At 59.8% G+C, this 23669-nt stretch carries 18 protein-coding genes and 2 pseudogenes; 12 read left to right on the forward strand and 8 right to left on the reverse strand.

Features of this window, described 5'->3' with window-relative positions:
- Position 1: 1 nt before the first annotated feature.
- A complete protein-coding gene (locus AC3WRR_RS04610; RefSeq protein ID WP_058697579.1) occupies positions 2-1447 on the forward strand; it encodes an aldehyde dehydrogenase family protein in 1446 nt (481 codons plus the stop codon).
- A 97-nt stretch (positions 1448-1544) separates the two neighbouring features.
- Here AC3WRR_RS04610 and AC3WRR_RS04615 read toward each other — a convergent pair whose 3' ends face one another.
- Both AC3WRR_RS04615 and glaH read right to left on the reverse strand, forming a co-directional pair.
- Positions 1545-2780: an alpha-hydroxy acid oxidase gene (locus AC3WRR_RS04615; RefSeq protein ID WP_058697580.1), complete on the reverse strand. Its 1236-nt coding sequence runs from the start codon at positions 2778-2780 to the stop codon at positions 1545-1547.
- 85 nt (positions 2781-2865) lie between these two features.
- Positions 2866-3798, reverse strand: a complete 933-nt coding sequence (gene glaH / locus AC3WRR_RS04620) for a glutarate dioxygenase GlaH (protein ID WP_058697581.1) — start codon at positions 3796-3798, stop codon at positions 2866-2868.
- 96 nt (positions 3799-3894) lie between these two features.
- On the opposite strand from glaH, the gene AC3WRR_RS04625 reads away from it, so the two are divergent.
- Positions 3895-4794: a LysR family transcriptional regulator gene (locus AC3WRR_RS04625; RefSeq protein WP_058697582.1), complete on the forward strand. Its 900-nt coding sequence runs from the start codon at positions 3895-3897 to the stop codon at positions 4792-4794.
- Between the two features lie 264 nt (positions 4795-5058).
- On the opposite strand, the gene AC3WRR_RS04630 is transcribed toward AC3WRR_RS04625, so the two are convergent.
- Positions 5059-6150, reverse strand: coding sequence for an IS630 family transposase (locus AC3WRR_RS04630; protein ID WP_058697583.1), 1092 nt, complete (start codon positions 6148-6150; stop codon positions 5059-5061).
- Positions 6151-6236: 86 nt separating this feature from the next.
- Here AC3WRR_RS04630 and AC3WRR_RS04635 point away from each other — a divergent pair.
- Positions 6237-6565, forward strand: a pseudogene (locus tag AC3WRR_RS04635) (adenylate/guanylate cyclase domain-containing protein); the annotation flags it as partial.
- 359 nt (positions 6566-6924) lie between these two features.
- Positions 6925-7020, forward strand: a pseudogene (locus tag AC3WRR_RS04640) (IS5/IS1182 family transposase); the annotation flags it as partial.
- Positions 7021-7036: 16 nt separating this feature from the next.
- Here AC3WRR_RS04640 and AC3WRR_RS04645 read toward each other — a convergent pair.
- Positions 7037-8233, reverse strand: coding sequence for a porin (locus AC3WRR_RS04645; RefSeq protein WP_058697585.1), 1197 nt, complete (start codon positions 8231-8233; stop codon positions 7037-7039).
- 776 nt (positions 8234-9009) lie between these two features.
- On the opposite strand from AC3WRR_RS04645, the gene AC3WRR_RS04650 reads away from it, so the two are divergent.
- The 5 genes from AC3WRR_RS04650 to AC3WRR_RS04670 all read left to right on the forward strand — a co-directional run bounded on the left by AC3WRR_RS04650 (position 9010) and on the right by AC3WRR_RS04670 (position 14621).
- Positions 9010-9882: an FAD binding domain-containing protein gene (locus AC3WRR_RS04650; protein WP_058697586.1), complete on the forward strand. Its 873-nt coding sequence runs from the start codon at positions 9010-9012 to the stop codon at positions 9880-9882.
- 27 nt (positions 9883-9909) lie between these two features.
- The gene (locus AC3WRR_RS04655; protein ID WP_058697587.1) at positions 9910-10407 is read left to right on the forward strand and encodes a (2Fe-2S)-binding protein; all 498 of its coding nucleotides are present in this window, start codon (positions 9910-9912) and stop codon (positions 10405-10407) included.
- Positions 10404-12884: a xanthine dehydrogenase family protein molybdopterin-binding subunit gene (locus AC3WRR_RS04660; protein WP_058697588.1), complete on the forward strand. Its 2481-nt coding sequence runs from the start codon at positions 10404-10406 to the stop codon at positions 12882-12884. The genes AC3WRR_RS04655 and AC3WRR_RS04660 overlap by 4 nt, the downstream gene beginning before the upstream one ends.
- 105 nt (positions 12885-12989) lie before the next feature.
- Positions 12990-13574, forward strand: coding sequence for an SRPBCC family protein (locus tag AC3WRR_RS04665; RefSeq protein WP_070940825.1), 585 nt, complete (start codon positions 12990-12992; stop codon positions 13572-13574).
- 36 nt (positions 13575-13610) lie between these two features.
- A complete protein-coding gene (locus AC3WRR_RS04670) occupies positions 13611-14621 on the forward strand; it encodes an XdhC family protein (RefSeq protein ID WP_058697589.1) in 1011 nt (336 codons plus the stop codon).
- A gap of 525 nt (positions 14622-15146) precedes the next feature.
- On the opposite strand, the gene AC3WRR_RS04675 is transcribed toward AC3WRR_RS04670, so the two are convergent.
- Positions 15147-15824: a GntR family transcriptional regulator gene (locus tag AC3WRR_RS04675; protein WP_233528044.1), complete on the reverse strand. Its 678-nt coding sequence runs from the start codon at positions 15822-15824 to the stop codon at positions 15147-15149.
- Positions 15825-16287: 463 nt separating this feature from the next.
- On the opposite strand from AC3WRR_RS04675, the gene AC3WRR_RS04680 reads away from it, so the two are divergent.
- From AC3WRR_RS04680 to AC3WRR_RS04690, 3 genes are all read left to right on the forward strand, one after another.
- On the forward strand, positions 16288-17856 hold the full coding sequence (locus AC3WRR_RS04680; RefSeq protein ID WP_058697591.1) for a class I adenylate-forming enzyme family protein: 1569 nt from the start codon (positions 16288-16290) through the stop codon (positions 17854-17856).
- Positions 17857-17874: 18 nt separating this feature from the next.
- Positions 17875-19611 carry a 2-hydroxyacyl-CoA lyase gene (locus tag AC3WRR_RS04685; protein ID WP_058697592.1) on the forward strand — a complete coding sequence of 579 codons (1737 nt, stop codon included), beginning with the start codon at positions 17875-17877 and terminating at the stop codon, positions 19609-19611.
- Between the two features lie 352 nt (positions 19612-19963).
- Positions 19964-21292 (forward strand): MFS transporter, encoded by a 1329-nt coding sequence (locus AC3WRR_RS04690; protein WP_058697593.1) that lies wholly within the window; start codon positions 19964-19966, stop codon positions 21290-21292.
- Positions 21293-21644: 352 nt separating this feature from the next.
- Here the strand turns inward: AC3WRR_RS04690 and AC3WRR_RS04695 are convergent, their stop codons facing one another.
- The 3 genes from AC3WRR_RS04695 to tnpC are packed head-to-tail and all read right to left on the reverse strand — an operon-like array spanning position 21645 to position 23666.
- A complete protein-coding gene (locus AC3WRR_RS04695) occupies positions 21645-22145 on the reverse strand; it encodes a hypothetical protein (RefSeq protein WP_058697594.1) in 501 nt (166 codons plus the stop codon).
- Positions 22132-22290: a transposase domain-containing protein gene (locus tag AC3WRR_RS04700; protein WP_081050228.1), complete on the reverse strand. Its 159-nt coding sequence runs from the start codon at positions 22288-22290 to the stop codon at positions 22132-22134. The genes AC3WRR_RS04695 and AC3WRR_RS04700 overlap by 14 nt, the downstream gene beginning before the upstream one ends.
- Complete coding sequence (gene tnpC, locus AC3WRR_RS04705) at positions 22260-23666, reverse strand: IS66 family transposase (RefSeq protein WP_081050229.1); 1407 nt, start codon at positions 23664-23666, stop codon at positions 22260-22262. Before tnpC ends, AC3WRR_RS04700 begins: the two co-directional genes overlap by 31 nt.
- Between the last annotated feature and the right edge of the window lie 3 nt (positions 23667-23669).

Below are 23669 nucleotides of genomic sequence, written 5' to 3' on the forward strand. Positions count from 1 at the left end.
TATGACGACATCCATTCACAGAAACTACATCGGCGGCGAGTGGGTCGAAGGCCCGAGAACCGGCCAGAACATCAACCCCTCTGATACCGACGACGTAATTGGTGCCTACACCCGCGCCGACGCCAAGCAAGCCGAGCAAGCCATTGACGCCGCCTTTGACGTCCGAGGCGTTTGGGAAAGGTGGACGGCAGAGCAAAGAGCCGATGCGCTCGATCGAGTTGGCACGGAGCTCCTGGCTCGGTGCGAAGCGTTGGGGGAACTATTGTCGCGCGAGGAGGGAAAGACCCGTGGCGAAGGCGTTGCCGAAGCAGTGCGTGCTGGTCGCATCTTCAAGTTCTTTGCAGGCGAAGCGTTGCGCGTCAGCGGAGAAAAACTGCCGGTCATTCGCCCGTGTGTCGACGTCGAAGTGACGCGCGAACCCGAGGGCGTTGTGGGGATCATTACACCCTGGAACTTCCCGCTTGCTATTCCGGCCTGGAAAATTGCTCCCGCGCTGGCCTACGGCAACACCGTCGTATTCAAGCCCGCCGATCTGGTGCCCGGAAGCGCCTGGGCGTTGGCGGAAATTATCGTCCGCGCAGGAAAACTGCCCGCGGGCGTTTTCAATCTGGTCATGGGACCTGGTTCCAGTGTTGGTCAGGCCATCGCAGCTTCGCGAAAGGTCAGGGCCGTCAGCTTCACGGGCTCGGTCGATACGGGCCGGCACCTCGGAGTCACGTGTGTTCAGCGTGGCGCAAAGGTGCAAATGGAAATGGGCGGCAAGAACCCGCTGGTGATTCTCGATGATGCCAACCTGGACGTTGCGGTCTCCGTCGCCATTCAGGGGTCGTTCTACTCGACCGGGCAGCGCTGCACAGGGTCCAGCCGCCTCGTGGTGCAGGAGGGTATCCACGATGCCTTCGTGGCGGCGATGACAAGGCGCATGTCCGAACTTCGCATCGGCCATGCGTTGAAAGACGGGACCGATATCGGGCCGGTGGCGTCGCAGGATCAGCTTGAACAGGACTGCCAATACATCGACCTGGGAGTTTCGGAGGGCGGGCGCCTGGTTTCTGGTGGCGAACGTCTTGAGCGCGACACCCCAGGCTTCTATCTTTCTCCGGCACTGATCACGGAGACACGCAATGATATGCGTGTCAATCGCGAGGAAATCTTTGGCCCTGTTGCGACGGTGATTCGAGTCAAAGACTATGAGGAAGCTTTGGCCGTGGCCAATGACACCGACTTTGGGCTGTCGTCCGGCATCTGCACAAACTCCCTGAAGTATGCGACTGACTTCAAACGGCGCTCGGTCGCAGGAATGGTGATGGTCAACGTTCCGACTGCCGGGGTCGACTACCACTCGCCTTTCGGGGGTCGCAAAGGATCCAGCTACGGGGCACGCGAGCAGGGTACTTATGCGCGCGAGTTCTACACTGCGGTCAAGACGGCCTACACGCTGTCGTGATGGTGGCGCGGGGCGGTCGGCGGTTCAAGCCGGCCGCCTCACTACGCATCGAGTAGCGTACGAAGGGCCACGCGGTCTGCGCGACCCCATGTTAGGCTCAGGCAAGCACGTCGCGATGAACCTGCGCAATCGTTGGCGTGCCGAGCATAGCCATGTTCCTATCGACTTCCTCCCTGAGCAGGCTGATAGCATGTCTTACACCATGTATGCCACCGACAACCGCTGCATACATGAATGGTCGACCCAGGAAGACGAAGCGAGCGCCCAGCGCCAGCGCCTTGAGGACATCGCCACCTCGCCGGATGCCACTGTCCATCATCACGACCGTCTGGTCTCCGACCGCATCGCAGATATGCGGCAGTACGTGCAGGGGTTCGACTGCGCCATCCAGTTGGCGTCCACCGTGGTTCGAGACGATGATGCCATCCGCACCAAGCGAAACGGCGTGCCTGGCATCGTCAGCATGAAGAATGCCTTTGATGACCAGGTTTCCGGTCCAGCGCTGGCGGATCCGCGCAATGTCCGCCCAGGACAGGTGGTCCCGGCCAGTCGTGTCACGTATTGCCGAAGCCGAGAGCATGGGCGCGCCGCGGGTCGCGAAGGAGTTCTCGAAATGGGGCATGCCATGAGCGATGAGGGTTCGCAAGAAGGTTCCAGCGAGCCAGCGGGGGTGGGCCAGTCCGTCCATTGCGAGTCGGAGGGAGGGGCGCAACGGCAACGAGAACCCCGTCCGTACGTTGTTCTCGCGGTTCGCCCATACCGGGATGTCGACGGTAATGACGAGCGTCGAGAAGCCTGCTGCGCCGACTCTGTCTATCAACGCGTCGATGCGCGAGGTATCACCGGGAAGATAGGCCTGAAACCATGTGCCGGGGGCAGCGGCATGGACGGCTTCCATCGGAATCAGGGACGAGCCACTCATGATCGCCGGAATGTTCTCCTCCTGCGCCGCCTGCGCCAGCGCGATGTCGCCCCGATATGCCGAGATGGCGCTGATGCCCACCGGTGCAATGCCGAATGGAGATGCGTAGGTCTTGCCAAATATGGCGGTGTCTTGCGATCGATGGGATACGTCGATCAAGACCTTGGGGAGAAATCTAAGCTGCTCGAATGCGTTTCGATTGGCATTGAGGGATATGCCGTCCTCGGCGGCGCCGGAAATGTAGCCGAACAACGGCCGTGGCAGATGGCTGCGCGCGGCGGCTTCGAAGTCGGCCAGGGAAAGGATCTTCTGCAGCTTGGGAGGGAGATGTTTCTTCGCCGCATAGGCGGCGAGATGGCGCTGCGTGGCAGGCAGCCCCTCCGGAATTCTTGTGCCTTCGTGGAGTTTCATTTGTCTTCCTGCATTCTGCTCGTTCGAGTGGCGCGGCATCCGCATCGACACGATCGCAATACGGGATTAACAGCGCCAGCCCATCTCATGATGCGAGGGTGCCGCGTTGTCGCATCAGTTCACGGAACAGCGACTCATTCTTCTTGAAAGGCGCCCGACCGTGGAGGTAGAAATAGTTGTTCAGCACGACGAGGTCGCCGACCGGAAGGGAGACTTCCTTCGTGCCGGCGGACGCCTCCATGGAGGCCGACAACGCATGGAGAAAGGCCGCTTCGTCGCGGTCGGCGGGCTGGACGAACTGATCAATGAACGACATCGACAGTCCGAACTGGCTCTGGAAGAAAATGGGGCGCTCGACTCTATCGGAGACATTCTTGGAGCCTGGCGCCTTGTACTGGAAGGGCCTGGTCCCAAGTTTGTGATTGACGAATTGCTCGATCTCGTCCCAATCATCAAGATGCAAGAAACGCGATTCCCCACCGATGGCATTTTCTTCGGAAAATTTCATCATCAGCAGCCAGTCTGTCGCCTCACTGACAAACGTCCCGTCAGTGTGCATCGTGAACAGGCGATAGGCCTGGCGCAGGTAGGAGTCGCTGTCGTCCGTGTGTTTCACGATGAAGCGGGCGTAGTATGTCCCGGACATTGCATCGTGATTGCTGGGGCCGAGGATATGGCACACGGCCGTACCGAGCCGGACGAAGTCTGCAGAGTCATCCGAAAGGCCCTGGAGACCCATCGTGAATCCACCGTGGCGGCGGTTCTTGACCAAGTCAATCAAGGTTTGCGCGAAGCCGTTGCCAAGGCGCTGGACCAGCAGGTTGGCGAGGTGGTAGCGCATGAACGGGACGTACTCGAGATTCTGGACATCGACATGTCGGGCGTCGTCAAGAAAGCCGGAAAGTGCGGCCTCGTCGGCCGTGACATGCATGAGGCGATGGTGATCGGCGTGGGGCAACAGATGGAAGAGGGGTTGCTCGGGGGTGGAGAGAATCGCGTCTGCGAGCGGTGCGTTCATTGGGGTCTCCTTCTAAGTTCGGGACTCCATTTCAGCCTGCTTCCTGGTCGGCATCCAGCGGCCCGAACATAATCTTTATTCGGAGATGGAGATCAAATGATCGATGCCCGGCAATTGCGATACTTCACTGCCGTGGTCGAGGAGCTGCACTTCGCCAAGGCGGCAGATCGCCTCGATGTGGCGCAATCCGCCCTGAGTGCGCAGATTCAGCGGTTGGAGCAGGACATGGGAGTTCGCCTGCTGAATCGGAACAAACGGCAACCGGTGACGCTCACGGATGCGGGGCGTCTGTTCCATGCGGAAGCCGTGGGGGCGTTGCGACATCTGGAACGAGCCGATCAGGTCGGCCGGCTGGCGGCACGAGGCCTTGCGGGCATTGTCCGAATCGCATATGTAGCTTCTGGCGTGAGCAGCGGTGTGCTGACGCGATTAATGCGCCATTTCCGCGTTTCCCATGGAAATGTGCGCGTTGAGGTCGTGGCCATGGATACGCCACGGCAGTTTGAAGCGCTGGATAGCGGCGAGATTGATGTCGGCATTGTGCGGCTGCGGCGCCAGTATCCGGCGGGCTTGACGGCAACGCTCATACAGAGTGAACGTGTGGTCGTTGCCATGGCGGAGAGCCATCCGCTGGCGAGGAAGCCAAGATTGGTTGCCAGTGACCTGAAAGATCAGTCCTTTGTTTCGCCGCAGTTCGACGAGGAGGAGGGCTTCGGAGAGGTACTGTCGGCGTTGGGATCCGCCGGAGGATTTTCGGCGATTCTCGACTATCGCGTTCAGGATTTCATCTCTGCGATTAGCCTGGCTTCGGCTGGGTACGGCGTGGCTGTCGTACCCGAGTCCATGCGGAATTTTCTACAGCCGGAGGTTTGTTACAGAGCCATCCAGGACTTTGAGTATGCTGTTGATTTGGCAATCGCTAGCCGGAAGCGAGAGCTTTCCCCTGCAGTTCGCGCCTTTGTTGAGGAGTCATTGTCTTGTGAAACTCGGCCATAGCGTTGCCGTATTCAAGTGACGGGCTTTTTCGGCTTGTCTCTCGCAGGGCGGGGCGGTTCTTTGAGCAGGTCAGCGGGCCGCAGCAGATCGGGCACCCAAGCACTGATTGAAACCGGAATCAATTGGGCGTCTAGTGGCCTATAAGGCGGGCCGAAGTGGTGGAGAGTGATATGTGCTTCACAAAATGTCGGTTCGAGAATCCAATTGCGGCAAAATTCAAGAGTGCCGCGCCAAGCTGACATGCGTCTGTCCACGCTGTGGCAACTAGTGTCCTGTCCCACTAATACGTGAGCAAAGTCGGTGCAACTTTTCGAGAATCGAGTCGGCAGTGGCAGTCCAGCGAAACGGCTGGCAGTCCGCGTTGTAAGCGGTCACGAAATGATCGATGCGTTGGACCAACTGCTTGACGCTAGTGAACGAGCCGCGGCGGATAGCCTTATCGGTAATGAGGGAGAAGAAACGTTCGACCTGATTGAGCCAGGAACTGTAGGTCGGGATGAAATGCATGTGCCAACGCGGACGCGCTGCCAGCCAGGTCTTGATCTTCGGGTGGCTGTGCGTAGCGTAGTTATCGGCGATGCAGTGAATGTCCAGCTCGGCGGGCACGGCCTGGTCGATCTCTCGGAGGAACGACAGGAACTCCTGATGGCGATGGCGCGGTTTGCATCGCGCCAGCACGGCTCCATTCAGGATGTTCAGCGCCGCAAACAGCGTGGTGGTGCCATGACGTTTGTAGTCGTGCGTGACGCCCTCGACGTAGCCGAATCCCATGGGCAGCATCGGCTGCGTGCGCTCCAGTGCCTGGCACTGGCTTTTCTCATCCACGCACAGCACCAGCGCGTTGTCACGTGGGCTCAGGTACAAGCCCACCACGTCGCGCAGCTTCTCGACAAAGAACGGGTCGGTAGACAGCTTGAAGCCTTCGGTACGATGAGGTTGCAGCCCGAAGAGTTGGAAGTAGCGCTGCACGCTGCTCTTGGAGATGCCGGTCTCGGCCGCGACAGCACGCACGCTCCAGTGTGTCGAGCCAGTGGCCGGCTTCGTATGCAGGGTGGTCTGAATCAATTGCGCCACCCGTTCGTCGTCGACCGTGCGAGGGGCCCCCGGGCGAACGTCGTCATACAGACAGGCGATTCGGCGTGCAATGAAGCGCGCACGCCATTTGCCGACCGTGGCGTTGCCCATCTTCAGCCGCTCGGCGATCGCGCTATTGAGCTCACCGTCGGCGCTGCAGAGGATGATGCGCGCCCGATTGCTCAACGCAGCAGGCAACGACCGGCTGCGCGCGAACGCCTGCAACTGCGCGCGTTCGTCTTCGCTCAACACCAATTCGGCCTTCGGTCTGCCCGTAATCATCTCGATATCTCCGTTCCCAGAATGCCGAAACGGTATGCAAGACTAATGCCAGTTATTTACGGGACAGGACACTAGAGTCGAGCCCAATAACCAAGTATTGCAGTGAGTGTGGCGCGCCTCCAAGTGCAACTCCACTTGCGGAGTTTGCCCCGGTTCATTACACGCCACCCCACCTGGCCGAGCGCACCTTGCCCGAACAGGCAACGCTGGAAGCGAGGGGGAGCGCGCGGGCGAATGCAAAACGATCACGGCACTATTTGCCGACATGGCCGGATCGACGGCGTTGATCCACGACTTGGATCCCGAAGAAGCACGCCATCTCATTGACCGTGGTGGCCTCATGATGGAGACCGTGCATCACTACGAAGGCTACGTCGCCAAGTCCCTGGGCGACGGGATCCTCGCACTGTTCGGGACTCTGGTCCCGAGGAGAACGCGCTGGTGGGCGTGCCCGAAAGTTACCAGATCGAGGAGACGCTCCCCAGCTTGCATATTCCGACAAAGAAGGGGTGCTTGCCGCCCGCATCGACCGGCTTTCCATCGCGGAGAGGGCACTGTTGCAGACGCTTGCGGTGATCGGCAAGCGGTTCCCTCTGAGCCTGATCCGGCAGGTTGTCGGGCAGCCGGAAGATGAACTCGCCCTCCTGCCTGGAGGGCGAGTTCATCTACGACCTGCCCCCCTTTCCCGAGATAGAGTATTCGTTCAAGCACGGCCTGGCGCAGGAGGTCGCTGGCAGTTCCCTGCTTACGGAACATCGCATTGCGCTACATGCACTGGTCAGGGACTATGAGCGGCGTCCCGGCGTATTCGAGGCCATGGTCTATATTGCAATGGGCGGACTTCTACTGCGCAGAGCCGCCCATCCTTGAACTTTCAAACTGGCTCTCAGAAGGTGTGACGGACTCCCACGGCAGCACCGAACATGTTGTCCTTCCCTGTGGCAAGCGCGTAGCTGTTGCCGAGCGCGAGGCTGTTTGCGAACACTGTCGCGGCCGAGTCAAGCATTAGCCCGGCATGTTTCGAGAATGCGCTGGTGAGATAGAGGTCAGTCCGTTTGGAAAGCGAGTAGCTGGAAAGAAAGCCTACTTGCCAAGGATTCGGTGAAGACGTGCTGTCCAGGAGTCTCTTCAGATTCTGGTAGTTGTATGAGAGCGCAATGCTCAATGCGGGTGTGACTTGAAAGGTTCCACCGATCCAGTATAGATCGTCGCGCTGAAGCGTGTCCCCATTGGGTGCCTTGTTTTGTCCCCAGCGATAACCCCCCATGAGTTTCGCCGCGCCAAAGCTATAGCTGACGGCAGTAGCTGCTTTCTTGAAGGAACCGCTGCTAATGGAGCCGCCAGTGATACCCATCGACGGATTGAGCTGATCGTAGCTGATCGCCAGGCCAAGCGGCCCGGCGAAATAGTTCAGCCCGGCGCCATACGCCGTATCACGCCGAAAGTGCCCAGGCGCTTCGCCATTGCCGCCTAGTGCGACACCGGGCGCTACGACTTGTGGCAAGGCAACGCCCGAACCAAAGGACCAATGCGCAACCGCCGTAACCGGACCGAATGTGCCGGAATACTTGAGCAAATTGTCTTCCCGGAAGTTTGGGCCGGTGAGTGCAACAACCGGATCATACTGCGTAGCAAATGCCATTGGTGAGAAGTTTGCCAGCGCATCAAAGGCAGAGGTGTACTGCCGGCCAAAAGATAGCTGGCCATAGCGTTGGTCCTGCAGTCCGACGTATGCCTGCCGTCCGAAAAGCCGTCCACTTTGTTCACCGACTCCAGTATCGATGGCAAAGCCACTTTCGAGCACGAAGACTGAGTTCAAGCTACCAGACAGTGCTTCAACACCTCGCAGGCCCCATCGCGACCCGGCGACGCCGCCAGAGTTCATGCGGTAGACATTATCCCCGGTGCCGGAAGTGAATTGATTGGATGCCGACGGTACGCTGCCGACGTGGTTGGCAAACTCGACGTTGATATCTGCCACGCCATACAGCGTGACAGTAGATTGCGCGTTGGCGTTGAATGTGGCGCCCAGGGCCAGCAGGGCTGACACCGTGGCGGCAGAATGCTTTGCGCAACGACTCATACTTCGTCTCCTGTGTTGGCGTGCGACAGAGCGACGCCAGTTCTTTGATGTGTTCGGTTCGGTCGCGATGACCTTGTCGAAGGGGCGTAAATATTTCTGTTGCACAGCCGCCCAGAGCCAGGCTTTGGGGTGCGAGCCATGCCGCAAGCAATGCGCAGCTGGTGTGTTCGGCGCTGCGATTGCGGTGATGCATGATCAAGTTCTGTGCCAAGGAGGATTAGGTGCAATTTTCGAGGGTAATCCCGTAATTAATGCTGTCGAACTCAGCTCTGAAGTGAGCCTAAGCAAATCCCAGAAGACAGCCGGCGGACATAAGTGTCCGGTTGGGAGACAGAAATGTCCCACGCTTCGAATTATGGAAGAGGGATGTCTCTGCTAGGGAAGCGCAGCAAGAGCGAGGGGGCTGTCAGGAAGGCGGAAACCGATTTACTTCACGCCCCAGCATGGACCTAGCTGCATCAAATATTGTCTTTCTTTCTTCTCGTAATTTATCACTTGACAATGTGTGCGCTTCGACCAAGAATTATCGAACGATAAAGACAAAAGGAGACAACATGTTGCCCATCCGCCCTTTGCATCCGTGGAACGGCATTCCGTCCTCGATGCCGCTCGCTTCCACCTCTAATTTCGTCAGGCGTCCCTAGGTCGCCCCTTCAGTTGGCTCATGCGTCGCAGCAGCAACGGTGACCGTCTGTCATCGGCGCGAGAGCAGGAACCTCATGTATTCGTCGGGCCACATCTGCAACTGGCCTCTAGTCGACGACCTGGAAATACATATGAAACCCACATCCTTTGAATACCGCCGGCCCGGCACGCTGGATGACGCCCTGCGGCTGCTGGCACAGTCCGGCCCGGACGCCAAGGTAATTGCTGGCGGGCAAAGCCTTGTGCCGATGATGAACTTTCGGATGGCCCGGCCCGATGTGCTGATTGACATCAATGGCGTGAGCGAACTGGATTATCACCGTCGCGACGGCGATATCCTCCGTATCGGCGCGTTAATGCGGCACGCCGATCTGAAGGATTCAGCGCTAGTCCAGGAATGCTGTCCTTTGATGAGCGAAGCCTATCACTACGTCGCGCACGGAACCGTTCGGAACCGCGGCACCCTTTGTGGAAATCTGTGCCACGCCGATCCGGCTTCGGAGATGCCGGCAGTCATGCTCTCTGTAGGGGCCACTATGGTGGTTCGAGGCATTGGCGGCGAACGCCGCATTGCGGCCGAGGACTTTTTCCAGGGCATCTATGCCACGGCACTTGAACCGAATGAAATATTGGTCGAGGTGCAAATCCCGGTGCCGGCGAGCCGCCGCGGTTACGCGTTTGAGGAAGTGTCGGCGCGCCAGGGCGACTTCGCCATGACTTTAGTCGCCGCGCTGCTCGATATTCGCGGTGGACGTATCGAGGAAGCGTCGGTCGCCTACGCGGGTGTGTCAGACCGGGCGCGGCGTCTGCCTGCGGTCGAGCAAGCTCTGACAGGCCAGTCGCCGTCAACGGAGTTGTTCGACCGCGTCGCTGCGCTTGCTAGTGAAGGGTTCGACCTTATCGAAGACATCCATGCGGACAGGCAGTACCGCCACGACCTGATTCGTACGCTGACCGCCCGAGCGCTCGCCAGGGCGGCGGAGCGCGCCCAAGGGCATGCCTGACTGCAACGCACCACTGGAGTTGAAGCCATGACAGTCCACAAGATCGATGTTGCCGTCAACGTTAACGGCAAAACTTATGAGCGGAGCATACCGACCCGTATGCTGCTTTCCGATTTTCTTCGTAATGAATGCCATCTGACCGGAACACACGTCGCCTGTGAGCATGGGGTCTGCGGCGCCTGTAACGTCATGCTTGATGGCAAGACGGTACGCTCGTGCCTGACGTTCGCCGTACAGGTGCAAGGGGCGGCTGTAGAAACAGTCGAAAGCCTCGGCACGATCGAGAAGTTGCATCCGTTGCAACAGGCGTTCTGGGAAAAGCACGGCCTGCAATGTGGCTTTTGCACGCCGGGGATGCTCATGACCGCCAAGGAGCTGCTGAGTGTCAATCCCAATCCCACGCGTGAAGAAGTCGCAGAAGCCATCTCGGGCAACCTCTGCCGATGCACGGGTTATCAGACGATCGTCGATGCCATCATGTCGGCAGCCGAAACCATGCGCCAACAACAAGGAGTGCAGCCATGACCGAGCGATATATCCCGGACGTAAAAATCCCGGCGTCGCGGCAATCGGAAGCGCCTCGTCAGAATTTGCGCTGGATCGGCAAGAGCATGAAGCGAGTCGAGGATCCGCGACTGCTCACTGGTCGCGGTAAGTACGTCGACGATATCGTGCTGCCGAACATGGCTCATGTTGCGTTGCTGCGAAGCCCGTTCGCTCACGCCCGTATCAAATCGATCGACGTCAGTCGTGCGCGCGAGTTGCCCGGGGTGATCGCCGTCGTCACCGGCAAGGAGTTTGCGGAAACGACTGGACCGACGGTGACATTCTCGAGCCCGCCTGTCGTTCAGCACGCGATCGCCATCGACCGGGTGCGCCATGTCGGCGAAGCGGTTGCCGCTGTCGTTGCGGTGGACCGGTACATCGCGGAGGATGCACTCGAACTGATTGATGTGGATTTCGAGGAGCTGCCGGTCGTTGCAGATTTCGAGGCGGCGTTGCATGCCAAGGGTGAAGCCGTTCTCCACCCGGACCTGGGTGACAGTAATGTCGCGATGGACCGTACCTTTGCGTTCGGTCCCGTTGACGACGACTTCGCTCGCTCCGATCTAGTTATCAAGCGTCGCCTGCGGTGGAACCGGTCGGGGCCGCAGCCACTGGAGACTGTCGGCGCGGTTGCGGAGTACGATCCCGGCACCGGGAAGTTTACGGTCCACTGCAACACGTCGATGTATACCTATGTCGGGTGGCTCTGCGCAGCTTCTCTCGGCGTCCCTTCGACGCAGCTCAATATCGTGCCGACGCTTGCCGGTGGCAGCTTCGGCTCGAAGCTGTTCCTGCACAAGGTTATTGTTCTGACGGCGGGGCTGGCACGCATTGCAGGTCAGCCGGTAAAGTTCATCGAGGACCGCCTCGACAATATGACCAACGCTGACGGACACGGCTCCGACCGTGTCTACGAAGCCGAGCTTGCGGTCAAACGCGATGGCACTATCCTGTCCCTTCGCTATGAAGTCATGGATGATTATGGCGCTTACCTGCAGTATGGGTATGGGACACACGGCAATGCATTCTCTCAGATCGTTGGGCCCTATCGTATCAATAGTGTGCAGGCGAGAATCATCGCAGTGCTGACCAACAAGTGCCAGCAGGGCGCGTATCGTGGCTTTGGTTCGGAAGTATCCAACTTCGTGATAGAGCGGATGGTGGATGCTGCCGCGCGAGAGCTAAATCTGGACCCGGTCGAGATCCGCCGGCGCAACCTGATCCGCCCGGAGGAATTTCCCTTCGTGATTCCCACGGGCAATGTGTATGACAGCGGCAACTACCAGGCGGTCATGCAAGAGATGCTCAGGATGTTCGACTATGAGGGATGGCGTGCCCGGCAGGAAGCCGCGCGCAAGGAAGGCAAGTACATCGGCATCGGCGTGGTGACCTGCCAGGAGCGCAGCGTGTTCAGTTCGACCGAGTTCTGGTCGCTGAATCCTCCGGAGCAGCCTGGATTCGCGCTGACCAGTTCGCCCGAGGCGGTGTCGATGCGGATCGATCCCACCGGTAAGGTATTTGTCAAGCTGAACGCGCCATTCTGGGGCAACAGTCCCGAGACCGTGGTGACGCAGATTGTTTCGGAGGCGCTCAGCGTTGAGCCGTCTGACATCTCGGTCAGCTACGCTGATACGGACGCGGGGTTCAACGGTACAGGGCCGGGCGGCAGTCGATATACGGTGATGGTTGCAGGGGCCGTCGTGGCGGGATCAAGGACGCTGCGCAACAAAATGTTCCGGTTTGCCGCACATATGCTGGAATGCAGTAGCGACGACCTGGAACTGTCCGGCGGTCGCGTTATCATCAAGGGCATCCCGGGATCGGGCAAGACGATTGCGGAACTTGCATCGGCTATCCACTATTTCCGTCTGGACTTCCCGGATACGCCAGAATTCTCCAGCGGCCTGGAAACAACCTCGGTTTACGACCATCCGCTGACAACCATGCCGGCGTCCGATCGTAGCCATCTTGGCATCTTCTACCCGATCATGGGGCATATGGCACACGCGGCTGCGGTCGAGGTTGATCCGCAGACTGGGAAAGTGACCATCCTTGACTATGTCGCTGTACACGATTGCGGCACTGTGGTTAACCCCATGACGCTCGATGGCCATGTGCGAGGCGGCGCGGCTCAAGGAATCGGCACGGCCCTGTATGAGCAATTCCACTACGACAGCAATGGCCAGTTGCTCACGGCGTCTTTTGCGGACTACCACATGCCAACTGCGCATGAGGTGCCTTTGAATCTGCGTGTCGGTCACGTGGAGACGCCGTCGCCCTACACGGAATTCGGTATTAAGGGTGGCGGCGAGGGCGGACGCATGGCTGCACCGCCGGTGATGGTGCAAGCCGTTGAGGATGCGCTGCGACCGTACGGTGTGGAACTGACCGAGGTCCCGCTTACCCCTAGCCGTATTCGCCGGATTGTACGGGAAGCGCAGTGCAAAAATGGCTGATTGCGCCGCTCAGCCACGCGCGCCTCAGGATTGAGGTTTGATCCGGGGAGATTGGGCGCAGCCACGGCCCGCTCCCTATCGCATTAACGTTTGAGTTGTCTGACCATGGAACTTTCGAACCATCAGCATGTAAATGCCCCGCAGCAAGCCGTCTGGGATGCATTGAATAACCCGGAGATCCTCAAGTCCTGCATCGCAGGCTGCGAGAGTATCTCCGCAACTTCCGATAACGCATTTGAAGTTGTGGTGGCAGCGAGGGTCGGTCCTGTCAGCGCTCGCTTCAAGGGCAAGTTGACCATTGTCGACGCACACGCGCCGACCTCGTATTCACTCGTTTTTGAAGGGCAGGGTGGCGCAGCTGGGTTCGCCAAGGGTGGCGCTGATGTCGTGCTGTGCGCCGAGGAACAGGGTACGCGGGTTCAATACACCGCCAAGGCTCAAATCGGAGGCAAGCTCGCGCAGATTGGCTCCAGGCTGGTTGACAGCGCGGCCAGGAAGATGGCTGACGATTTCTTTACTGCCTTCGAGCAGACGTTGGCAGCCGCAGCGCCGGCCGTCACTACTCCGGCAGAAGAGGTCATGGCGGCGCCCATTGCACGAACGAGCAGCGGCATCCCCTACGCCCGCCTGCTTCCTTGGATCATTGGCTTGAGCGCGGCTGCTGCCACGGCATTCACGTTGCTCCGTTAGGGGCCTGCGGCCGGAACGAGGCGCCAAGGAGCCTACATGGACAGTATTGACCTGCAAGTACTGAAAGACGCTAAGGCCTGGTTGGAGGCTGGTCATGGAGTAACGTTGGCGACCGTCACCAGGACCTGGGGTTCCAGCCCGCGTCCGATCGGGGCAATGCTGGCCCTGCGCGACGACGGTCGTGTGTCTGGCTCGGTGTCAGGTGGCTGCATTGAGGATGACCTGATCTATCAGAATTCCAAGAGATTCCTCTCCTTCGACACGCCGGAGATCGTGACCTACGGTGTTAATGCGGAAGAGGCGCGGCGAATGGGTTTGCCCTGCGGCGGTACGATTCAACTCGTACTTGAATCGCATCGCGACTTGGCCCGCATCGGAGAAATGCTAGAACGGGTAGAGCGTCGCGAACTGTTTGCTCGTGTGCTCGATTTAAGGTCTGGTGCGATTTGCTTCCGACCGGCGCAACCCGATGATGTCCTGAGTCTCGATGCGCAGCACCTCGTGACGGTGTACGGCCCACGGTACCGGCTTTTGTTGATCGGCGCAGGGCAATTGTCTAGCTTCCTGGCGAGCATGGCGGTTGCATTGGAGTACCAGGTGACAGTTTGCGACCCTCGCGACGAGTACGTCGGCGATTGGGACGTGGCGGGAACGACGCTGGTGAGAACCATGCCGGACGACACGGTCATCGCCATGGGGCCTGACCGTAGGACAGCGGTGATTGCCCTGACGCATGATCCTAAGCTCGACGACCTTGCGTTGATGGAGGCGTTGCAATCGGACGCCTTTTATGTCGGTGCGATCGGCTCGCGCGCAAATAACCGGATGAGACGTGAGCGCCTGCTTGAGTTCGGCGTCACAGAAGACCAGGCTCGCTGCATGCATGGACCGATCGGGATTCACATTGGAAGCAAGACCCCTCACGAAATCGCTGTCTCGATCGTCGCGGAACTAACCGCAGTAAAGAATGGCATCGTACTGCCTGACGGCTGGAACATTATGGCCCGCAAGGCGGGAACGGACACGCACGCCTGTGCGGTCCTGTGAGTCCAACTGTGTCCGGACATCAAGACGGAGTGCCTTGAAGAATCGTAATTACCCCGTCAACACCACTTGGTTGGCGTCGAGATGGTCCAGCGATGACGAAACCATCGCCATGTTCGAGCAGAATCTCTCGGAAAATTTGTACAAACTATGGAACCGAGTGTCATTGGGGTGGAAGATCCGAGGGCCGAGCCTTCAGTAGACAGGCGAAGGCAATATGGGTAGCCGAAAGCTGACCAACAGGGCTATCTCACTTCGGCGGGGGGCGCGACAGCACGATGACAAGGATATGCTAAGCAACTGGAAAGCCCTACTCGTCCCGGTGTGGCGCTGCGGAAACGTGTGCGCCCGCCAGCAACTGTGAAGCTTGTCATCACGCCTTCAGGCTCCCCCCATGTACTTGCTAACTTCCTGGTTCGCAGACGGGACCTTGATGAGAGTCGCTTCGCGAACGTCTTTCACTGCTCGCCGCAAATCGCTTTCCGCTGAGCAAATGGCAAGCTGTGGGCCATGCGCGATGGCGTCCGGCTACGCAATCGCCAACCGCTGCTCCGCCTGAGACTGGCTGAGCCGAACGGCCAATTCCCGCGCGCGGGTGGTGTGGAGTTCGCTCAGTTCGGCCGCGCGCGCGCTGTCACCTGCTGCAATTGCCTTGGCAATTGCCTCGTGTTCATCCCAAATCGGTTCGCGCTGCGTGGCGAACTGCAAGCCGGCACCCATTGCGCGTCGCAGATGGGCCCAGTAGACCTCGGCGCTCTCTGCAATGAGGGGATTGCCGGATGCGTCGTAAATCGCCCGATGGAAGGCCATATCCGCATCGACCATGGCCTTGACGTCCTTGCCCTTGATAACCCGTCGTCCAGCCGCGAGGAGCTTGGGATCGATCTCATAGCGGCGCTCGGCGGCAAGGCGGGCGGCAAGCGCGTCGAGGGCGCCGCGGATCATGTAAAGGTTGGAAATAGCGGTGGCGTCCATGGGCGCAACCTCTACACCTCGACCGGGGACGTCCTGCACAAAGCCGTCCTTCTTCAGCAGAAGGAGGGCCTTCAGCACTGGCGAGCGGGAAACCTGCATCTGTTCCGCGATTTCCTCTTGCTTCAGGCGGGTTCCGGCCTCGAGGGATCCATCGCTGATGGCATCCAACAGCGTCTTGTACACCTCCTCCACATAGTCCGGTCTGGCAGAAATCTTCTGCAGCTTGATCACACTGGCCTCCAAGTTTGTACCTTGTACTCTGGATCCAGAGTACATCGCGCACTAGCAACCGTCAAACGTTGAATGTGAGTGCAGCGCCATTTCGATTCCGGCAGAAGGGTAAACCCATAAATACAAGGGCGATGCATTGTCCTATTCTTTGGATCCAGAACCCAGAATCCAGAACCCCGGATTCTGGAGCCAGCAATAAGCCGCAGCCCAGAGCCGAACCCCGCCAGTGCGAACAGCCGCGACCGCACGCGCGGAATCAGCACCGTGTAGGGCCAAGTTTTAACAGGTGCGTCGAACGACTAATGCGGAAACCTGAAAGGAGACCAGTCAATGCAATCAGGTCCTATGGCATGGCGTCTAACGACCCATGTCCGACAAACACATAACGGAAGTGATCACCTGCCCGAGCGATCGCGACGCCAAATAGTCCTTGTCACGATGGGTGCGTCAGCGGAGCAATGAAATGGCAACGATCGCAAGTCTTCCCCAAATGCTGTCCCTTCACGCTCAGCGCACGCCGAATAAGATCGGCGCGCAGGATCTCGAGCGAAGTCTGACGTTTCGCCAGTGGCATCAGCGGTCCCGCAAGCTGGCCAACGCGCTGTTGGGGCTTGGGCTTAAGAAGGGGGATCGCGTTTGTGTCCTCGCATACAACAGCATCGAGTGGTTAGAAATCTATGCCGCAACGGCGATTGCGGGACTCATCGCAGTGCCGGTCAATTTCCGTCTAGTTGGTACCGAAATTGCCTATATCGCGCAAAACTGCGATGCGCGAGCATTTCTCGTGCAAGCCGAATTGCTCGGGCCGTTCGAAGACGCGCGCAGGGAATTGTCCTTGCCTGAAAGGAACTGCATCGTCTTTGGGAGCAGTCAACCAGCAGCCGGCTTTAGTCAATACGAAGCATTGATCGCTGCAGCAGCGGACACCGAGCCGGCATCACTGCTCGCTGCGGATGATCCCTGGACGTTGATGTACACGTCGGGGACTACAGGCAAGCCTAAGGGTGCGCTCCGAAGCCATGCGGGCAGCGCATCGCTTTCGCTTGCCACGCTGGCTGAGATGGGGCTCAGCCATGACGACGGCGCCTTGCTCGTCATGCCACTCTGCCACGCTAACTCCTTGTACTTCTTCGGCGCCTTTCTCTATGCAGGCGCCACCTGTACGGTCTACAGTCGCAAGAGCTTTGATCCCGAGCACCTGCTACAAACCTTCTCGACAGGCGAGAGTACATTCACCTCTCTGGTGCCGACGCACTACACCATGATGCTCGGTTTGGAGCCGCAGATTCGCAATCACTACGATGTGAGTCGAGTCCGAAAGCTGATGATTTCATCAGCTCCAGCTCGTCGCGAAACCAAGCTGGAGATTCTCGAATACTTCAAGAATTCCGGCTTGTACGAAATGTACGGATCCACCGAAACCGGTTGGGTGACGATGCTTCACCCGAATGAGCAGCTTTCGAAGCTCGGCTCTGTTGGGAGGGAATGCGTGGGAGGCCGGAGAATCCGCTTCCTTGACCAAGACGGCAACGAGGTTCCCGATGGTCAGCCCGGCGAGCTCTATGCAAGCAACCCCTACTTATTCGACGGCTATTGGGGGCTGCCAGAGAAGACGCAAGATGCTTTCCGTGGGGAATACTGCACCGTAGGGGATTTCGGATTCAGAGATGAGGACGGCTACATTCATCTTGTTGACCGTAAGAGCAACATGATCATCTCTGGCGGGGAAAACATCTATCCCTCAGAGGTCGAGACCATGCTTGCCGCCCATCCGAAAGTCGGAGACGTTGCTGTCATCGGTTTGAGCGATGAGAAGTGGGGGGAGCGGGTACACGCGGTGGTGGTCCCTCGCGTGGGGGAAACACTGACGCCTGACGAGGTGATTGCCTGGTGCAAGGACCGAATCGCGGGCTACAAGAGGCCGCGCTCCGTCTCGTTCATCTGTGACGGCGAAATGCCCAGAACCGCGACCGGAAAAATTCAACATCGTCTATTAAGAACAAGGTTTGCCGAGCGCGACGGCAATCATTGACGCACGAGGAGAGTAGTCATGAGTCTCAATAAGCATCAGGACGTCAATCAGGACGTTAATAGTTGTGCTGCCTGGATCGCCAAATTTCTGAAGGCACAGGGTATCGATCGTGTATTCGGCCTGCAGGGCAGCTATCTGCAACCGCTGTGGGACCATATCGGTCGAACCGGGATACAGATTGTCGATGTGCGCGACGAGGATGCCGCGGTTTATATGGCGCATGCTCATGCGGAGTTGACAGGACAGATTGGAGTAGCACTGGCCACCGCCGGTCCCGGCGTCACCAATACCGTTACGGCTATGGCGAACGCCTTTGTATCGCGTGTACCTGTACTGTTAATCGGCGGTTGCCCGTCGCAGCAGCAGTCAAATATGGGGCCGTTGCAGGACATCCCTCACGTCGACATCCTGAAGCCCGTCACGCGTTATTCGCGGACGGCTCGCATCGCCGACCATGTCGTGCGCGAATTCAATGAGGCCTTCGCCTGTGCCGCTGGCTATGTGCGTGAACCGGGACCGGCATACATTGAGGTACCTACTGATGTGCTGCGCACCCCGATACTGCCACAACTGATTCTTGATGACTGGATGCAACCCACGCCGCGACGGCCCATGTACCCGGATCCCGTCGCGACGCGCGAAGCCATGGAGGTGTTCTGGGCGGCAAAGCGACCGGTAGTTATTACCGGCCGTGGTGCGAAAGGCGCTGGGGACGCGATCGTCCGTTTGCTGGAAGCCACCGGCGCTCTGTATCTCGACACGCAAGAGAGCCGTGGCGTCGTGCCCTATGACCACCCGGCGTCGGTGGGCGCGGCGCGGTCTCAGGTGATGACTGACGCCGACGTGGTGCTGCTGGTCGGTCGAAAGCTGGACTACCAACTCGGCTATGGTTCTCCCGCGGTGTTCCCGCATGCGCGCTTCATTCGCATTGCCGACGCGCCTGGTGAATTGTTCGACAACCGGCGCGGGCGTCCTGAAATTCTGGCTTCCGCACGAGAGACCATCGAATCGATGCTGTCTCTGGCGGACGGTCGATCCGCAGCCGTGGATGTGTCGTGGGCCGCGAATGTGCGCGACCGGCATCTGTCGCGGGTGGCCAGAGCGGCTGCGCTGGAGCAACGCGAAACGCTCGGCAGTGACGGGAAGATCCACCCGCGGGTGATCTTCGATGCCATCGCCGAAGTGGCATTTCAGGACTACATTGGCGTTGCCGATGGCGGAGACTTGTTGAGCTTCGCGCGAACCGGGCTGCAATCCAATACTTACATGGATTCGGGGGCATTTGGGTGCCTCGGCGCGGGCGTTCCGTTTGCCATTGCCGCAGCGCTTGCGCAACCCGGCCGTCAAGTGATCTCGGTGAATGGAGACGGCGCGTTCGGCATCAACGCGATGGAGATCGACACAGCGGTCAGGCATGGCGCCAAGGTGGTCTTCATTGTCTCCAACAATGCGGCTTGGAACCTTGAGCGAATCGATCAGGAAATGAACTATGGCGGACGTGTCGTGGGGACGACCCTACGTCATTCCGACTACGCCGGATTGGCGCGATCACTCGGCGCCCATGGTGAACGCGTGGAGAAGCCAGAAGATATGGTGGGCGCATTGGAGCGCGCACTCGCCAATGCTCCGGCCTTGATCGACGTCGTGACCTCACAATCGGTGGTTTCCTCAGACATGCAGAAGGGCTTGAGTCTGGTTCCTGACTATCAGGCTTTGATGGCATGGGATGAAGCCGAACGCCGCCGACGACAGTAGGTCCGTCGGCGGCCAGGCGATCTGGCCGCCTATCCTGCTTTCGTTCGCTGGCACTTCGGGTGGTCAAGGCAGGCCGTGACATTGCCGGGATCGGGCGTCGCAAACGATGGGTATCCGTTGATCTGCAGCGATTCTCACGCTGGAGAAGCGGTCACCTGTAGGCGCCTGGTGCCGAGGCCGAGCGATCTCGTTGTCTGCGTTTCTCACCTTGTCGTCGAAAAGGCGCCGACAGAAGCGCCGGTCACCCCGCCACGTGCGGTGGAGTGATTGTTGTTGCCGGGTCTGGTGAGGTCACCACGCCGCCGGCTACTCATCCATCATGCGCGGACCGCCGGTCCGCAAGGAGACTCATATGCAACGAATAGAAGCGCTATCCCCAAGTGGGCTGGTCAGTCTGGAGACCGTCGCCTATCGCAAGGTCATGTGGCGAATCATTCCGCTGATGGCGGTCTGCTTTGTCTTTGCATATCTAGATCGAGTCAATATCAGCTTCGCGAAGCTTCAGATGCAGGCCGATCTCGGGTTCTCGGACGCGGCCTATGGGCTGGGCGCCAGCATCTTCTTTGTGGGCTACTTCATATTTGAGGTACCTAGCAATCTGATACTCGCCCGGACTGGAGCGCGGAGATGGATTGCGCGCATCATGATCTCGTGGGGCATCGCCTCTGCCGCCATGATGTTCGTCACCAATGAAACATGGTTCTACATCCTGCGCTTCCTGATCGGTGCAACTGAAGCCGGCTTTCTGCCGGGCGCAATCCTGTACTTCACGTACTGGTTTCCCGCCCCGCGGCGCGCGCGTATCACCGGCTACTTCATGACATCGATCCCGATTTCCGGCGTATTGGGCGGGCCGCTTGCCGGTATCATCATGACCAATTTTGCAGGAATCAATGATTGGGCAGGGTGGCAGTGGCTGTTCCTGCTTGAGGGAATACCAACCGCATTGTTGGGCTTCGTGGTGCTGTTCTGCCTAACCGATAAGCCAGCTCTGGCGACATGGCTGTCCGAGGAGGAGAAGAGGGTTCTGCAAGCCAACTTGGCCGGCGATGCAACCGGAACATCGGTACACAAGTTCGGTCTCGCCCTGCGTCAACCGGCCACCATTTTTCTGGCAGTCGTTTATATGTTCATCCTGATGGGCATGTATGGGCTGACGTTCTGGATGCCGCAATTGATCAAGAACACGGGGATTGCCAGCACCGAGGTCGTCGGATTGTTGAGCGCCATCCCATATGCAGCAGCCGGTATCGGGATGGTGTGGATTGGGCATCGGTCGGACCGTACAGGGGAGCGCCGCTTGCATCTGGGCCTTGCCGTGCTAGCCGGGGGAATTGGCTACATCATTTCTGCGGCATTTGGTGCGCACACCGGAATCGCACTGGCGGCCCTGACATTGTCCGCCGTGGGAATCATGGGATGTCTTCCGGTGTTCTGGACGCTTCCTCCCAAGTACTTCCGTGGTACGGCTGCAGCCGGTGGTATTGCGTTGATCAATTCCGTGGGCAATCTTGGCGGCATGATCAGCCCTTATCTGGTGGGTAAGGTCAAAGACCTGACCGGCGACACGACCCTCGGGCTCTATGCGGTTGCCGCATTCACCCTTCTGGCAGCGTTGCTGATTCTCTTTGCCCTGCCGCGCACACTGGCGGGACAGGATCCCACCGCGGCCGACGCGTAAGGCAAGCGGCGCGTCGCACAGACGCGTGACGGAAGCCCGTCATCCCGCGGGTAAGTGGTCGCATGTCCTCGGATACCCGGGCACTGCAGCGGGGTGATACAAGCTTGTCTCCGTGATCGCGGTTCGGGGGCGCCATTGCCATACTGCGGATCTCCGTTATGGCGAAGAGATTCAGATCCGCCTGCCATGCGCATCACGACCGACGCGCCGCAGTTGTTCGGCGGCTACGGCTATTGACAACCACGACTATCGCGTTGAGCGCCTGCGCGACGCCAAAATTACCCAGATCTGGGAAGAGATCAATGTAACCGTCAGCGGAACCCGTCTGGCGAGCGACGGTAAGCGGTGGGGGCTACAGGTCGACGACCTTGCGCAGTAGCGCGAAGGAGACCCGCCAGTGGCCTTCGTTCGGGTCGCACTCGATGGAGGCGGTTTTCTGGTTGATGCGCACGATGGTGCCGATGCGTTCGCTGAGGTGCTGGTCGGTGAAGGTGACGGTATCGCCGACCCGGAAGTCCGCGCGCTGCGCCCGGGGCGGTGGTGGCGGTGAAGCGTGCGGTGGTTGCTGCGCGGCGGTAGTGGGCTCGGCGAGCACGGCGGCGTAGGGCAGGATCCAGTGGCGGCCGCTGCTGGTGTCCTGGACCAGGGCCTGGGTCTGACGCAGCTCGAGGACGCGCCCCTGGCGCAGCGGCTGGGTCAGGTCGTCGGCGACGTAGCCCACGGTCATGCCGATATGCAGGTGCCTGCGGGCCTCGAGGATACGCTTGGGATCGTTGATCATTCGCCCGATGGTCAGATACAGGCGGTACAGGTCGGCACTTGGGGCCAGGCGCAGGGCGTCAAGGATGTCCATGACGCGCAGTGTAGCGGTTAGCGCGCCAGCGGCAGCAGTTCGTGGACCTGGCTGTGGGGTGGGCCGGCAGGCGCTCCAGCGTGTCCTTGAGCCAGCCGTAGGGCTCGATGCCGTTCAGGCGGCAGGTCCCGAGCAAGGAATACATCGTGGCAGCAGTGCGCCCGCCGCGCCCGCGAACATCCAGCTCGCCCTGCCGAGGGCAATCGGGCGGATCGCGCGCTCGAGGCGGTTGTTATCGGGCTCGAGGATGCCGCTCTCGGTGTAGCGCACCAGCGCCTGCCAGTGCCGCAGCGCATAGCCGAAGGCTTGTGCCAGCGGCTGCCTGGCAAGCAGGCCGTGGGCATTGCCCTGCAGCCACTGGTGGAACTGCGCCAGCAGCGGCACAGCCTCGGCCTGGCGCGCCGCCAGCTTGTGCTCCGGTGACTTGTCCTTGATGTCGGCCTCGATGGCATACAGCCGGGCGATCCACGTCAGCGCCTGCGCCGCCAGCCCTGGTGTCTTCTGGGCTTTGGCGATCTCGAAGAAGCGTCGACGGCAATGCGCCCAGCATCCGACCTCGATGATCCGACCGGTACGGTAAAGCGCATCGTGGCCACTGTAGGCATCAGCCTGCAGGTAGCCGTGGTAGTCGCGCAGGAAGTTCAGGAGGTAGGTCCCGGTGCGGGACTCGGCGAACTCGAACAGGACCGCCGGCGGGTGGTCAACCCACAACCCGTTCTCCTGCCGCTGCCCGGCCCCGAGGTAGCCCCACAGATGGGCCTGCCGTGTGCTTGTGCGACCGCGTTCGAGCAATGGCAGCGTGGTGTCGTCCAGATGCACGCGCGGCGCTCGCAGGACGTGGTTGCGCAAGGGCGGCAGCAGCGTTGCCAGCAGCTCGGCAGAAGCCAGCTTCCATTCGCACAGGGTGGCCCTTGGCAGGTGCACCCCCAGGCGCGCATAGCGCGTTTCCTGCCGATTGATCGGCAGGTGGTCCACGAAGGTGTCGACCTGAATGCTGGCCAGCAGCCCTGCGCTGGCGTTGCTCTTGGGCAGCGGCGAGGGCTGCGCGGCAGCCGTCACGATGGTGGACTCGCCGCCCTTCGTGGCCACGTATTTGAAGCGGATGTGCTCGATCACGCTGAGCCTGGCCGGCTCGTAGTGCAGCGTCTCGCTGCGCTCCTCGCCGATGCGCTCCAGGGAGTCGAAGCTTGCCTTCTGCGCCTCGGACAGGTCGTATTCGATGCGCGTGCGTGGCAGGTCCTTGGGCAAGGCAGGACGGCCCTTGCGGATGTGGCCAGTCACCTTGACCTGCGGCGCCGCCGGCGGTGATGGCAAGTCCAGCGGCTGCGTAAAGAGTTCGGCCTGCCCCGGCAGGCGCTCGGAACTGGCGCCGAACCGCGCACGGTTAAGCTGCGCGACCTGATGCTTCAATATCTCCAGTTGCTCCCACAGCGCGCGGGCGACCCGGTTCTGCTCCAGCGCGAGAGTACGTACCGCCTCGAGATCGGCTGGCAGGTCGGAGGGTGTCAGTACCGGAAGCATGGC

Source organism: Cupriavidus sp. FW305-3-2-15-C-LB2 (assembly GCF_058787575.1).

What these genes read in the sequence shown, in the direction of transcription:
- AC3WRR_RS04610 (WP_058697579.1), top strand. Translation starts at nt 2, where the DNA reads ATGACGACATCCATTCACAGAAACTACATCGGCGGCGAGTGGGTCGAA.
- AC3WRR_RS04615 (WP_058697580.1), bottom strand. Translation starts at nt 2,780, where the DNA reads ATGAAACTCCACGAAGGCACAAGAATTCCGGAGGGGCTGCCTGCCACG.
- glaH (WP_058697581.1), bottom strand. Translation starts at nt 3,798, where the DNA reads ATGAACGCACCGCTCGCAGACGCGATTCTCTCCACCCCCGAGCAACCC.
- AC3WRR_RS04625 (WP_058697582.1), top strand. Translation starts at nt 3,895, where the DNA reads ATGATCGATGCCCGGCAATTGCGATACTTCACTGCCGTGGTCGAGGAG.
- AC3WRR_RS04630 (WP_058697583.1), bottom strand. Translation starts at nt 6,150, where the DNA reads ATGATTACGGGCAGACCGAAGGCCGAATTGGTGTTGAGCGAAGACGAA.
- AC3WRR_RS04645 (WP_058697585.1), bottom strand. Translation starts at nt 8,233, where the DNA reads ATGAGTCGTTGCGCAAAGCATTCTGCCGCCACGGTGTCAGCCCTGCTG.
- AC3WRR_RS04650 (WP_058697586.1), top strand. Translation starts at nt 9,010, where the DNA reads ATGAAACCCACATCCTTTGAATACCGCCGGCCCGGCACGCTGGATGAC.
- AC3WRR_RS04655 (WP_058697587.1), top strand. Translation starts at nt 9,910, where the DNA reads ATGACAGTCCACAAGATCGATGTTGCCGTCAACGTTAACGGCAAAACT.
- AC3WRR_RS04660 (WP_058697588.1), top strand. Translation starts at nt 10,404, where the DNA reads ATGACCGAGCGATATATCCCGGACGTAAAAATCCCGGCGTCGCGGCAA.
- AC3WRR_RS04665 (WP_070940825.1), top strand. Translation starts at nt 12,990, where the DNA reads ATGGAACTTTCGAACCATCAGCATGTAAATGCCCCGCAGCAAGCCGTC.
- AC3WRR_RS04670 (WP_058697589.1), top strand. Translation starts at nt 13,611, where the DNA reads ATGGACAGTATTGACCTGCAAGTACTGAAAGACGCTAAGGCCTGGTTG.
- AC3WRR_RS04680 (WP_058697591.1), top strand. Translation starts at nt 16,288, where the DNA reads ATGGCAACGATCGCAAGTCTTCCCCAAATGCTGTCCCTTCACGCTCAG.
- AC3WRR_RS04685 (WP_058697592.1), top strand. Translation starts at nt 17,875, where the DNA reads ATGAGTCTCAATAAGCATCAGGACGTCAATCAGGACGTTAATAGTTGT.
- AC3WRR_RS04690 (WP_058697593.1), top strand. Translation starts at nt 19,964, where the DNA reads ATGCAACGAATAGAAGCGCTATCCCCAAGTGGGCTGGTCAGTCTGGAG.
- AC3WRR_RS04695 (WP_058697594.1), bottom strand. Translation starts at nt 22,145, where the DNA reads ATGGACATCCTTGACGCCCTGCGCCTGGCCCCAAGTGCCGACCTGTAC.
- AC3WRR_RS04700 (WP_081050228.1), bottom strand. Translation starts at nt 22,290, where the DNA reads ATGTATTCCTTGCTCGGGACCTGCCGCCTGAACGGCATCGAGCCCTAC.
- tnpC (WP_081050229.1), bottom strand. Translation starts at nt 23,666, where the DNA reads ATGCTTCCGGTACTGACACCCTCCGACCTGCCAGCCGATCTCGAGGCG.